The 12,607-nt window shown below is 63.2% G+C and carries 9 protein-coding genes and 1 pseudogene; 6 read left to right on the top strand and 4 right to left on the bottom strand.

Annotated features, from left to right (window positions below):
- Positions 1-167: 167 nt before the first annotated feature.
- The 4 genes and pseudogenes from RGV59_RS10860 to RGV59_RS10845 all read left to right on the top strand — a co-directional run bounded on the left by RGV59_RS10860 (position 168) and on the right by RGV59_RS10845 (position 4,303).
- Positions 168-1,514 carry an efflux transporter outer membrane subunit gene (locus tag RGV59_RS10860; protein WP_256823249.1) on the top strand — a complete coding sequence of 449 codons (1,347 nt, stop codon included), beginning with the start codon at positions 168-170 and terminating at the stop codon, positions 1,512-1,514.
- Positions 1,514-2,644 carry an ABC transporter permease gene (locus RGV59_RS10855; RefSeq protein ID WP_126586170.1) on the top strand — a complete coding sequence of 377 codons (1,131 nt, stop codon included), beginning with the start codon at positions 1,514-1,516 and terminating at the stop codon, positions 2,642-2,644. The genes RGV59_RS10860 and RGV59_RS10855 overlap by 1 nt, the downstream gene beginning before the upstream one ends.
- A 109-nt stretch (positions 2,645-2,753) precedes the next feature.
- Positions 2,754-3,404: pseudogene (locus tag RGV59_RS10850) on the top strand (ABC transporter ATP-binding protein); the annotation flags it as partial.
- Positions 3,401-4,303, top strand: a complete 903-nt coding sequence (locus tag RGV59_RS10845; RefSeq protein ID WP_126586166.1) for an HlyD family secretion protein — start codon at positions 3,401-3,403, stop codon at positions 4,301-4,303. The pseudogene RGV59_RS10850 and the gene RGV59_RS10845, both read left to right, overlap by 4 nt.
- Before the next feature lie 34 nt (positions 4,304-4,337).
- Here the strand turns inward: RGV59_RS10845 and RGV59_RS10840 are convergent, their stop codons facing one another.
- The 4 genes from RGV59_RS10840 to RGV59_RS10825 are packed head-to-tail and all read right to left on the bottom strand — an operon-like array spanning position 4,338 to position 9,122.
- A complete protein-coding gene (locus RGV59_RS10840; protein ID WP_046484565.1) occupies positions 4,338-5,198 on the bottom strand; it encodes an HlyD family secretion protein in 861 nt (286 codons plus the stop codon).
- Between the two features lie 10 nt (positions 5,199-5,208).
- Positions 5,209-5,409, bottom strand: a complete 201-nt coding sequence (locus RGV59_RS10835; RefSeq protein WP_017845905.1) for a DUF1656 domain-containing protein — start codon at positions 5,407-5,409, stop codon at positions 5,209-5,211.
- Positions 5,399-7,600, bottom strand: coding sequence for an FUSC family protein (locus tag RGV59_RS10830; protein WP_126586164.1), 2,202 nt, complete (start codon positions 7,598-7,600; stop codon positions 5,399-5,401). Before RGV59_RS10830 ends, RGV59_RS10835 begins: the two co-directional genes overlap by 11 nt.
- A 10-nt stretch (positions 7,601-7,610) precedes the next feature.
- The gene (locus RGV59_RS10825; RefSeq protein WP_017845907.1) at positions 7,611-9,122 is read right to left on the bottom strand and encodes an efflux transporter outer membrane subunit; all 1,512 of its coding nucleotides are present in this window, start codon (positions 9,120-9,122) and stop codon (positions 7,611-7,613) included.
- A gap of 182 nt (positions 9,123-9,304) precedes the next feature.
- Between RGV59_RS10825 and RGV59_RS10820 the strand changes: the two genes are divergently transcribed.
- Together RGV59_RS10820 and RGV59_RS10815 are read left to right on the top strand one after the other, a co-directional pair.
- Positions 9,305-10,273, top strand: a complete 969-nt coding sequence (locus RGV59_RS10820; RefSeq protein ID WP_017845908.1) for a LysR family transcriptional regulator — start codon at positions 9,305-9,307, stop codon at positions 10,271-10,273.
- A 1,304-nt stretch (positions 10,274-11,577) separates the two neighbouring features.
- Complete coding sequence (locus RGV59_RS10815) at positions 11,578-12,552, top strand: 2-hydroxyacid dehydrogenase (protein ID WP_046384642.1); 975 nt, start codon at positions 11,578-11,580, stop codon at positions 12,550-12,552.
- Positions 12,553-12,607 lie beyond the last annotated feature (55 nt).

Genomic DNA, 12,607 nt, shown 5'->3' with positions numbered 1-12,607 from the left:
GACTTCTGACTCAACACGCTCAGACCTCATACCTCGCTTGTCGTTGATCGCTGTTCGCGTCGATTTGACACAGCCGTTCCGGTACCTCTTGGGTGACCCCTATCAAGCCTTTAAACAAATCGCGCGCCTGTCGGACGCTGCTCACACTGTCACTGGGGTTAACTGCGGTGACAGGCTGTTCGGTCGCACCTCTGCCCGCGTTGAAACCGCCCGCGCCAGAGGCATGGCGCAATGCACCGTCCCCACTGGCGCCGGCCAAGCCCGACCTCAACCGGTGGTGGCACGCCTTCAATGATCCTGAACTCGATACCCTGGTGGATCAGGCATTGCACAACAACCTCGACGTCGCCGCCGCAGTCGAGCGCCTGCGGGCTGCGCGTGTGCTGAGCCAACATTCGCAAGCGCCCTATCTGCCCTCGCTCGGGATCAAGACCCACGACGCGATAAGCCCCGACACCAGCAGTTCGTACTTCCTGATCGGCTTCGATGCACAGTGGGAACTGCCATTGTTCGGCGCCAGGCAGAGCGCGGATCGCATCGCCGAGGGCAACCAGGCGCTGGTGGCCGCCGACTTGCGCAGCGTCCAGGTGTCGCTGGTCGCCGAAGTCACCCGGCATTGGGTTGAGCTGCGTTCGGCGCAACATGCCGAACGCGCGCTGACGGCCATTCGTGACGCTCAGCAGGAAAAACTGGCGCTGCTGCGTGTGCGCGAGCAACTTGCCCTGGCGCCGCACGCTGACGTGGCGGGCGCCGAGGCTGAACTGGCGCGAGCCGAGATGCAACTGAGCGGGCCGCAACAACGGATCCACCGCCATGCCCAGCAGTTGGCGCTGTTGTCGGGTCGGCCGGAGCCCGACCCGCGCTGGCTGCAGCCCGGACCGCAGCCCACGCTCGGCCAGTGGCAACTCAACAACGTGCCGGCGGACCTGCTGCGCACACGCCCGGAAATTGCCAGCGCCGAGGCCGAGGTTCTTGTGGCCGCCGGGGAGTTGGGGATGAGCCGCGCCGATATCTACCCGCATCTCAGCCTGGGCGCTTCGTTGCAGTGGTCGCTGAACATTGCCAGCAACCGCAAGCGCACGCCCAGCGGCAACAGTATTTTCTCGGCCGGGCCGGGGATCAGCATCCCGTTGTTCGACTGGGGCCAACGTATCGCCACCGCCCGCGCGAAAGACCACCTGTTGCAGGCAGCGGTTCTGACTTATCGCCAGGCGGTGTTGCAAGGCGTTGCCGAAGCCGAAATCGCCCTGGGCGACCTCGAACAAACGCGCCTGCGCGAGCACGCCTCGCGCCAGGCCCATAAGGCGACGCAGACGCGCCTGGAGGCCTTGCAACAACGCGAGCGCCTGGGGCTCATGAGCCCACTGGAGCTGACGAGCGCCCACGTGCAGGCACTGCAAGCCATGCGACAGGCCGACAGCGCCAGCACCGAACGGGACATCGCCTACATCGCGCTTTATAAAGCCCTGGGCGGCGCACCGTTACCGAACCCGACAGTGAAGGATGCTGACTGATGGTGGCGCTTGCCCGTCTGACACTGATCCACGAATGGCGGCGCTTCCTGCCCGCGATGATTGCCGTAGGCTTCGCGGGGCTGCTGCAGTTGCTCCAGGCCGCGCTGGTGCTGGGTATTTTCGGCAGTGCCAGCGTCTATATCACCGGCTCTACGGCGGACCTCTGGGTCGGTTACCCCGGCACGCAAAGCGTCAACCTCGGGAGACCGATCGATGCCGGCGTGGAAATGCGCCTGCGCATGGACGCCGATGTCCTGCGTGTCGAGTCGTTTCGCTGGGTCGACGCCGATTGGCGCGGTGCGCAAGATTCCGGTGGCGTGTCGGTGTTTGTCAGCGGCATCGACGTCGGGCCAGACGGCCTGATGTTTGCGCGCGCCCTGCCGACGGCACTGCGCGCCCGCCTGGCCGAGCCCGGTGCGGTGATCGTCGACCGCGCCGATCTGAGCACCCTGGGCGTGAACCTGGGGGACGCCGCGACCATCAACGGGCAACGTGTGCGCGTGGTGGGCGTCACCAGCGGCCTGCGCGCGCTGGGCGGGGTCAATGTGCTGGCGTCGCTGGCCACCGCCCGGCAGCTCGACACCACCACCGCAGCGGACCGCATCACCTACCTGGTGGCCAAAGTGCGCGATCCCGCTCAGGCCGGTGCGGTTGCCGCGCGCCTGAGCAACGGCCCTGCATTCGGCAACTACTCGGTATGGACCGCACAACAGTTCGCCCAGCGCTCGCAGATGTATTGGATGTTCGATACCGGTGCCGGTGCCGGCGTGCTGTTTCTGGCCGCGATTGTGTTCCTGGTGGGCGCGGTCATCACCAGCCAGACGCTGGTCGCCGCGGTCGTCGGTTCCATCCGCGAGTACGCCACCTTGAACGCCCTTGGCGTCGGCGTGAATGCCCTGCGCAAAGTGGTCATGGAGCAGGCTTTCTGGGTCGGGGCACTGGGGCTGCTGGGCAGTTCGGTGCTCGCCGGCCTGTTCTTCGCCCTGGCGGCGCACTACAACGTGCCGGTGCAGCTTTCGCCCGTCGCGGCCCTCGCCTGCCTGTGCCTGAGCATGCTCCTGGCACTCGTGTCGGGCCTGGCGGCCATCCGCACCTTACGCCACGCCGACCCGGCCAGCCTTCTGAGATAGCACTGCCATGAGTCTCCTGACATCCGCCACACCCTTCACGCTGCAAGCCAGCAGTATCAGTAAATCGTTCACCTCGGGGCGGGTCGTAACCCCAGTGCTGCATGACATTACCTTGGCGATACGGCCCGGCGAACTGACCCTGATCTCAGGCCCGTCCGGCTGTGGCAAAAGCACGCTACTGGCGATCCTCAGCGGCCTGCAGCAACCCGACCGCGGCAGCGCATCGGCCCTGGGGCACAACCTTTCAAGCCTCGACACGCGGGCCCTGGAGTATTTTCGCCTACGCCACACCGGCTTCGTATTCCAGGGGTTCAACCTGTTTCCGGCGTTGACTGCGCAGCAACAGGTCGAGCTGCCCTTGAGCTACCTGGGGCTGCCGAGCACGGAAGTCCGAGCGCGCGCCATCGAGGCGCTGGAGGACGTCGGGCTGGGCTCGCGCATGCAACTGCGCCCGGCCGAATTGTCCGGCGGCGAAAAGCAGCGCGTAGCGATTGCACGCGCCGTGGCGAAGGCCCCCGAGTTGTTGTTCGCCGACGAACCGACCAGCGCCCTCGATGCGGCCAACGGCCAGATCGTGATCGATATTTTGCACCGCATCGCCCGCACGCGTGGCACCACGGTGCTGTGCGTCAGCCACGATCCGCGCCTGATCAGTAATTGCGACCGCGTGCTGACCATAGAAGACGGCCGCATTTTGAACGATCAATCCCTTCCCTTCCAACCGGCCGCTATGGTCGGAACCCAGGAACACTCTGTATGAACGCGCGCCCGCTTCGCTCTTGGCTGCTTCTGAGTACCGCACTTGTATTGCTGAGCGCCTGCTCCCGTGAAGATGCGCCTTCCACGCCGACGTCAACGGCGCCAACCTACCTGGCCGTCGCGCGCGGCCGTATCGATGTGGAAGGCGGTTTGCTCAAGCTCGGCGCGAGTCGCAACGGCGTGGTCGCCGAGATCAAGGTGACGGAAGGCGAGCAGGTCAAGAAAGGCCAACTGCTCGCCACCCTGGACAGTGAACTGGCGCAACTGGCCGTCGCCGCCGCACTGACCGAGCAACGCCAGGTGCAGATCCAAGCCAAACAGTTGGCAAGGCAGCTCAAGTTCGCCGAGCAGCAGGCCAGCCGCCTGACCGCCGCCGCCAAGGCAGGCGCCGGCGACAGCCAGAGTGCCGATGGGGCCCACGAGGCCGCCGAGCGCTTGCGCGACGAGATTGAAAAGACTCAGACGGACGCCGAAGTCGCCGCGAGAAAGCTGACGGCGGCACGCTACGAACTGGCGCAACGCAGCCTGCGTGCGCCGGTCGACGCCGAGGTGGTTCGTCGCCTGATTCAACCCGGTGCCGCAGTGTCTGCACAGTCCGGGCCGGCTTTCGTTTTGTTGCCGAACCAGGTGCGTATCGTAAGGGCCGAGCTCAACGAGTCATTCACCGGCGCGGTGCGCCCCGGGATGAAGGCCGAAGTCACCGATGACAGCGCCGATGGTTCAGTGGCACTGACCGCCCATGTGGTGCGGATCAGTGCGGTACTGGGCAACAGCACCCTGGAAGACGACGCCCTGGTCAGGGCCAATATGCGTACCGTTGAATGCATATTGGCGTTCGATCAGCCGGCGCCGCCGTCTCTGCGGGTGGGGCAGCGCATGCTGGTGCGGTTTGGGCCGTAGCTAATCGTCACGACCCGCCCAGCCCGACAGAGGTTCAGTGCTGGATAGAGTCGACAATCACCGTGCAGGTAATCCCCGCCGCCAACAACACGCCTTCGGGCACTTCATCGATATGAATCCGCACCGGCACGCGCTGGGCCAAGCGCACCCAGTTGAAGGTCGGGTTCACGTCGGCGATCAGCTCGCGGCTCTCGGGGTTGTCGCGGTCGTAGATGCCGCGGGAAATGCTTTCCACATGGCCCTTGAGGGTTTCGCCGCTCATCAACTGCATATCGGCCTTATCGCCGACCTTGACGTGGGGCAGTTTGGTTTCTTCGAAGAAGCCATAGACCCAGAACGAGTTCATATCGACCACGGCCATCTTGGCTTCGCCGATGCGCGCGTAGTCACCGCGATGCACGTTGAGGTTGGTGACGTAGCCGTCGACGGCCGCCACCACTTGCGTGCGTTTCAAGTTCAGTTCGGCGGCTTCCAGTTGTGCCTGGGCGTGCTGGTAGTCGGCGAGGGCCGAGTCGGCGACGTTGCCGGCGTCGTCGCGGTTTTCCCTGGAGATCACCAGCGCGTCGAGGTCGGCGCGGCGGTGGGCGTTGTCCTTGCGCATTTCCCAGGTAGCTTTGCGCGAAGCGACAAGGGCTTGCGCCTGTTTGACGGCGAGGCGGTAGTGTTCGGGGTCGATCTGCATCAGCAGGTCGCCCTTTTTCACCAACTGGTTGTCACGCACCGGCACGTTGACCACTTCGCCGGTGACGTCGGCGGCGACATTGATGATGTCGGCGCGCACGCGGCCATCGCGGGTCCAGGGGGTTTCCATGTAATGCACCCACAGCGTGCGGCCAATCCAGATCGCCAGAGCCAGAACCAGCAAGGTCGCGAGCAGGCTGAAAAACTTTTTCATCGGGGCATTCTCAACGGTAGACGGTCAGCGCCAGGGCGCCGAACAGGCAAACGAACAGGCTCAGGCGCAGCAACGCCGGGTGCCAGAAAAAACGGTACAGATCGAACCCCCCCAGGAAGCGGTCCAGCGCCCAGGCCAACCCCGCCGCGATCAAAAACATCAGGGTCACGGTCGGCATGTAAATGCCGTGGAACGCGATTTCACGAGGCATGCCCAGCTCCTTTCAACATAAGCGCGCCTTGGGGCTTGTAGGCCGCCAGCGGCGATTGCGGGTCCAGCAGCGAAGTGCGGATGAAGTGCAGGTAGCTTTTCACCCGACGCAGGGCCGAGGTATCGAAGTGCGGCGCGAAGGGTTCGTCGGTCGCCTGCACGCGGCTGATCGCATGGTCGACGGCAATCAGCCCGCGCTCCAGGTTGCTGGCGCTGGGTTGCAGGAACAGGCGCACCAGTGAGCGGCCCATCACGCGGATCGCCTGGCGCCAGGGCTGGGATTCGGCGTAGGCCGGGTGGATCGGCAGGATCGCCTGTTCCTTGCGCAACTCGATGATCGCATGGCCGACTTCAAGCACCACGAACATCCAGCGCAACAGGTTGCGTTGTACTTGCGGCTGGCCGACAGCGAGGCCGTAGGCCTGGTGCAGCAGGTCGCGGGTGCGGCTTTCGAAACTCGACGCCAGGCCCTTGAGCTTGCCGCTGATCGCGTACACCACTTGCTCGCGCAGGTCCTGTTCCAGGCGGCGCCACAGCCAGCGGCTGTTGGGCGGCAGGATGATCGCCCCTGCCGCCGCGCACACCAGCATGCCGATGATCATCGCGATGTAGTCGTTGATAAAGTTGTAGGGGTTGTAGACCGTGAGGTTGTCCGGCACCGAACCGGTGCTGAAAAAGATCAGCAGGCCCACGCCGACCCCGGCGTATTGCGGGCGTGAAGCGAGGAAGGCACCGAGGATGATCACCGGCGCGAGCATCACGCACAGCAGCGGGAAGCCGTCGATCCAGGGAAACACGAAAAACATTTCGACGAAGCCCACCAGCGCCCCGATCAGGGTGCCGCACGCCATCTGGAACGCCATGCGTTTGGGGTTCGGCGTGGCGGCGGACAGGCCGACGGTGGCGGCGGCGATCATGGTCATGGTCGCGCCGCTCGGCCAGGCGGTCGCCACCCAGTAGCTGCCGAGCACGATCAGGATGAACGACGCCCGCACCCCCGAGGCCACGCAGGCCAGCCAGTTGGTTTTGGGGATGAAGGTTTCGTCCCACTGTTCCCGCGCATGGGTGTGATCGGCCAGGGAGGCGTGGGTCTGTGCGTAGTTGTGCAGGTCGTCGACGAAGCGGTAGAGCAGCTCGTAGGCGGTATGAAAGTCCAACTGCTCGTCTTCGCTCGGGTTGCCTTGCTGGAAGATCGCTCGCAGGCTGCGGACCTTGGCGGGCAAGCCGTCCTTGTAGACGCTCAACTGGTTGACCAGCCGCGCCGCGTCGGGGCTGGTGAGGGCGCGGCCGGAGAACCCGTCGAGCACCTCGGCCAAGTCCTGCAAGCCCGGTTTGATTTCGGCGACAACGTGGTCCGCGGCATCGGCACGCAGGCGTTCGAGCAACTGGTGCAAGGCGTTGAAGCGCGTGGTGATGCTCATGAATTCGCTGTTGAGGCGACTGAGCCGGCCGTTGCGCCGACGCATGTGCGGGTCTTCGAACACGGTGATGCTGCGCAGACCTTCCAGGCCCACGGCTTCGGCGATAAAGCGCACGTTGGTGCTTTCGAAGGTTTCGCGCTGGCTGCGCCCACGCAGGCCGTCGGTGACGAACAGCGCGAATACGCCAAAGCGCTGGTACAGCGCGTTGCGCATCGCCGCACTGGAGGTCTGCGGCAGAATCGCCGCACTGACCAGCGTGGAGACCAGAATCCCCAGGGAAATTTCCAGCACCCGCCACACGGCCGCCATGAACGCCCCGTCCGGGTGGGCCAGGGACGGCAGGCCGACCATCGCAGCGGTGTAACCGGCGAGCACGAAGCCATAGGCGCGAAAGTTGCGGTTGCGCGTGGCGCCAGCGGTGCAGATCCCCACCCAGATCGCCAGCGAGCCGAGGAACAGCTCGGTGTTCTGCGCAAACAAGGCGATCAGGAACACCATCACCGCCGACCCGGCCAAGGTGCCGAGGAAGCGATAGAAGCTCTTGGCGAACACCTGGCCGCTCTGGGGTTGCATCACGATAAACACGGTGATCATCGCGGTGCGCGGTTGCGGCAGTTCCAGGCGCATGGCCAGCCACAGCGTGGCGAACGCAGCGATCAGCACCTTGAAGATGTACACCCAGGTCACGCCGTCACTGCGTGCCCAGTCGAAAAAGCCACGGCGCCACTCAAGGGAATACAGCCAGCGCAGCGGTGCAGGCAAGGGAGTCATCAAATCCTACTCAGTGATCGAACACGGCGAGCGCCGCCGGGGTCTTGCTCGGGACAGTCTTGGTGTCTTGCGGAACATCGTTGCCGGCGCCCAGCCCGCCGCCCAGGGCGGTCACCAGATCGGCGTGGGCCGTCAGACGCGCGGCCTGCACCTGCTGCTCGACTTGCTGCTGGCGGAACAACAGGGTCTGGGCGTTCAGCACATTGAGGTAATCGGTAAGGCCGCGCTGGTAGGCGATCATCGCGATGTCGTAGGTTTTCTGCGCCGAGGCCACCGACTCTGCGGCGAAGCCCTTTTGCTTGTCCATGGATTCGCGGCGGATCAACTGGTCGCTGATGCCCTTGAGCGCGTTGACCAGGGTCTGGTTGTAATGCGCCACGGCGATGTCATAGCCGGCGCTGGCTTCACCCAACTGCGAACGCAGGCGGCCGCCGTCGAAGATCGGCAGGGTGATGGCCGGACCGACGTTGTAGTTGAATTTCTTGCCGGCCAGAAAACCCAGCATGCCGCCGCCGGTGGCCATGTAGCCGAGGCTGCCGACCAGATCGACGTTGGGGTAGAAGCCGGCGTGCGCGACATCGATGCCACGCGCCTGCGCTGCCACCTGCCAACGGCTGGCGACCACGTCCGGGCGCTGGCCGAGCAATTGCGCGGGCAGGCTGGACGGCAATTTCAGCGGCGCGCCGAGGGACAAGGTCGGACGTTGCAGTCGCGCGCCCTCGCCCGGGCCTTTACCCGCCAACGCCGCCAACTGGTTGCGGCTCAGGGCGATCTCTTCGTCCAGGGCATCGAGTTGGCGATGGGTCTCGGGCAACGGGGTTTCGGCCTGGCTCACATCGAAATGCGTGCCAATGCCCGCGTTCAGGCGTTTATTCGCCAGATCGAGAATCTGCTGTTGCTGGGCCAGCGTGGCCGCGACGATGTCGCGGTTGGCGTAATGCAACGACAGCTGGATATAGACGCGCACTACGTTGTTCTGCAGTTCGAGCTGGGCCTGGCGTGCTTCGGCCACGCTCATGTGCGCCAGGTCGACGGCACGCTCGGTGGCGTTGCTTTCGCGGCCCCACAGGTCGAGGGCATAGCTGAAGCCCAGGGACGTATTGTTGTCCCAGGTGTTGGAACCGCTCAATGCACCCGGGCCGTAGAACTGGTCGTTCGGCCAGTTGTGGCGCTTGAGGGTGGTGTCGCTGTTGATCTGCAGCGACTCGGCCGACTCGACAATCCCGGCCATGGCCCGCGCTTCACGCACACGCGCGGCAGCCATGGCCAGGCTCGGGCTGTCGTGGGTCGCGAGTTCGACCCAGCGGTTGAGCTGGGGATCGCCATAGGCCTGCCACCATTGCGCGGTGGGCCAGCGGGCGTCCCGGGCGGCGCTCTGGATCGCCTCGTCGGTGGCCAGGGTATTGGCGTTGAGGGCCTGGTCTTGGGGGGCGATTCCTCCGGTTCCGATGCAGCCGCTGATTGCTAACGATAAGGCCCAAACACTGAGAGTCTTCAGCTCTCTGCTGATGCGACGCGGCACTGCTGCGAATTCCTGAGGTGGGTGATGCAGGGTAGGTGGTGTAATTCTAGGACGCGAGGGGAATGACGATAAGCTGGTATTCCTGTGAATCTTTATTACCGTTCAGGCGATAATCCCTTCGTAGGGATCACTGGTCGGCGTAACTTTCTGTCACAATTTGTCATCTCCCTTGAGAACACCCCATGGACACTTTGCAAAACATGCGCGCCTTCAGTTCTGTGGCCGAAGCCGGCAGCTTCACCGCCGCCGCCGCACAGCTGGACACAACCACCGCCAACATTTCGCGCGCGGTCTCCAACCTGGAGGCTCATCTGCAAACCCGCTTGCTCAACCGCACTACCCGCCGCATTGCACTCACGGAGGCGGGTAAACGCTATTTATTACGCTGCGAGCAAATCCTGGCCTACGTCGAAGAAGCCGAGGCCGAAGCCAGCGACGCCCACGCGCGCCCCGCCGGCCAGTTGAAAGTGCATACCATGACCGGTATCGGCCAGCATTTCGTCATCGACGCCATTGCCCGCTACCGCCGCACTCACCCGGACGTGACCTTCGACCTGACCCTGGCCAACCGCGTGCCGGACTTGCTCGATGAAGGCTACGACGTGTCCATCGTGCTGGCCAGCGAACTGCCGGACTCGGGCTTCGTGTCCCAGCGCCTGGGCATCACCTACAGCATCGCCTGCGCCTCGCCGGACTACGTCAAGGCCAAAGGCTGCGCGCAACGGCCCCACGATCTGCTCAACCACGCCTGCCTGCGCCTGGTCAGCCCGGTGGTCCTGCTGGATAAATGGAGCTTCAACGGCCCTGACGGCCAGGAAAGTGTCGCGATCAACACATCGCCGTTCCTGGTGAACTCGGCCGATGCGATGAAAACCGCCATCACCAGCGGCATGGGCGTCGGCCTGTTGCCGGTGTACGCCGCCATCGAAGGCCTGCGCAACGGCACGCTGGTGCGGGTGATGCCCAACTATCGCTCACAGGAACTGAACCTGTACGCCATTTACCCATCGCGCCAGTACCTGGATGCGAAGATCAAGACCTGGGTGGAATACCTGCGCGGTTCGCTGCCGGAAATTCTCGCGGCGCACCAGGCGGAATTGGTCGCGTATGAGTTGAGCGGCAGCCTGGGCGGCGTGCGGATGGCGAACTGATTTCTGCCAGACGATAGCGATCCAATGTGGGAGGGGCTTGCTCCCGATAGCGGTAATGAAGTCATGCATGTATTGGCTGACACACTGCTATCGGGGGCAAGCCCCTCCCACATTTGGATCTCCATGGATCAGATAGAACTCATTTGGCTCTTGCTCTTAGGAGCGGCCTTATAACCAACCTGAGCCTGGAAGCTGGACTCGGTCAAAAATGTAGGAGGGGGCTTGCCCCCGATAGCGGTAATGAAGTCATGCATGTATTGGCTGACACACTGCTATCGGGGGCAAGCCCCTCCCACATTTGGATCTCCATGGATCAGATAGAACTCATTTGGCTCTTGCTCTTAGGAGCAGCCTTATAACCAACCTGAGCCTGGAAGCTGGACTCGGTCAAAAATGTAGGAGGGGGCTTGCCCCCGATAGCGGCAGTGAAGTCATGCATGTATTGGCTGACACACTGCTATCGGGGGCAAGCCCCTCCCACATTTGGATCTCCATGGATCAGATAGAACCCATTTGGCTCTTGCTCTTAGGAGCGGCCTTATAACCAACCTGAGCCTGGAAGCTGGACTCGGTCAAAACTGTAGGAGGGGGCTTGCTCCCGATAGCGGTAATGAAGTCATGCATGTATTGGCTGACACACTGCTATCGGGGGCAAGCCCCCTCCCACATTTGGATCTCCATGGATCAGATAGAACTCATTTGGCTCTTGCTCTTGGGAGCGGCCTTATAACCAACCTGAGCCTGGAAGCTGGACTCGGTCAAAAATGTAGGAGGGGCTTGCCCCCGATAGCGGTAATGAAGTCATGCATGTATTGGCTGACACACTGCTATCGGGGGCAAGCCCCCTCCCACATTTGGATCGCCATGGATCAGATAGAACTCATTTGGCTCTTGCTCTTAGGAGCGGCCTTATAACCAACCTGAGCCTGGAAGCTGGACTCGGTCAAAAATGTAGGAGGGGCTTGCCCCCGATAGCGGTAGTGAAGTCATGCATGTATTGGCTGACACACTGCTATCGGGGGCAAGCCCCCCCACATTTGGATCTCCATGGATCAGATAGAACTCATTTGGCTCTTGCTCTTGGGAGCGGCCTTATAACCAACCTGAGCCTGGAAGCTGGACTCGGTCAAAAATGTGGGAGGGGGCTTGCCCCCGATAGCGGTAGTGAAGTCATGCATGTATTGGCTGACACACTGCTATCGGGGGCAAGCCCCCTCCCACAGAGGTTCAACGGTGTCCTGACAATTACCGGCAGGAATGTTAGCTTGCTTGGCATTCTTCCGTAGTCGATGAGCCCGCCTGCAATGAAAAAGACTGTCCTCGCCTTCAGCCGTATCACCCCGGAAATGATCGAACGCCTGCAACAGGATTTCGAGGTGATCGCCCCCAACCCCAAGCTGGGCGACATCAATGCACAGTTCAATGAAGCCCTGCCCCATGCCCACGGCCTGATCGGCGTGGGGCGCAAGCTGGGCCGCGCGCAACTCGAAGGCGCGAGCCGGCTGGAAGTGGTGTCCAGCATCTCGGTGGGCTATGACAACTATGACGTGGCCTACCTCAACGAACGCGGGGTCATGCTCACCAACACCCCCGACGTCCTCACCGAAAGCACCGCCGACCTCGCCTTCGCCCTGCTGATGAGCAGCGCACGCCGGGTGGCCGAGCTGGACGCTTGGACCAAGGCCGGCGAGTGGAAAGCCAGCGTGGGCGCGTCGTTGTTCGGCTGCGACGTGCATGGCAAGACACTGGGCATCGTCGGCATGGGCAATATCGGCGCCGCCGTGGCTCGGCGCGGGCGCCTGGGCTTCAATATGCCGATTGTGTACAGCGGCAACAGCCGCAAGCCCGCACTGGAGCAGGAACTGGGCGCACAGTTCTGCAGCCTGGATCAGTTACTCGCCGAAGCGGACTTCGTCTGCCTGGTGGTGCCGTTGAGCGAAAAGACCCGGCACCTGATCAGTCATCGCGAGCTGGGACTGATGAAATCCAGCGCGATCCTGATCAATATTTCCCGCGGGCCGGTGGTCGACGAACCGGCGCTGATCGAAGCCCTGCAAACCCAGCGTATTCGCGGGGCGGGGCTGGACGTGTATGAAAAGGAACCGCTGGCCGAGTCGCCACTGTTCCAACTGAGCAATGCGGTGACCCTGCCGCACATCGGCTCGGCGACCCATGAAACCCGCACAGCCATGGCCAACCGCGCCCTCGACAACCTGCGCAGCGCCCTGCTCGGCCACCGCCCGCAGGATCTGGTCAACCCGCAGGTATGGAAGGGCTGAGATAAGTCAACTTCATCGGCCCATTCCCCTAAAGCCTGGGCCGATGAAGTCGATA

Source organism: Pseudomonas sp. FG1 (assembly GCF_034313875.1).
Lineage (GTDB): Bacteria > Pseudomonadota > Gammaproteobacteria > Pseudomonadales > Pseudomonadaceae > Aquipseudomonas > Aquipseudomonas veronii.
Note: the sequence above shows the minus strand (reverse complement) of the source record. Positions and strands in the feature narration are given on the sequence as shown.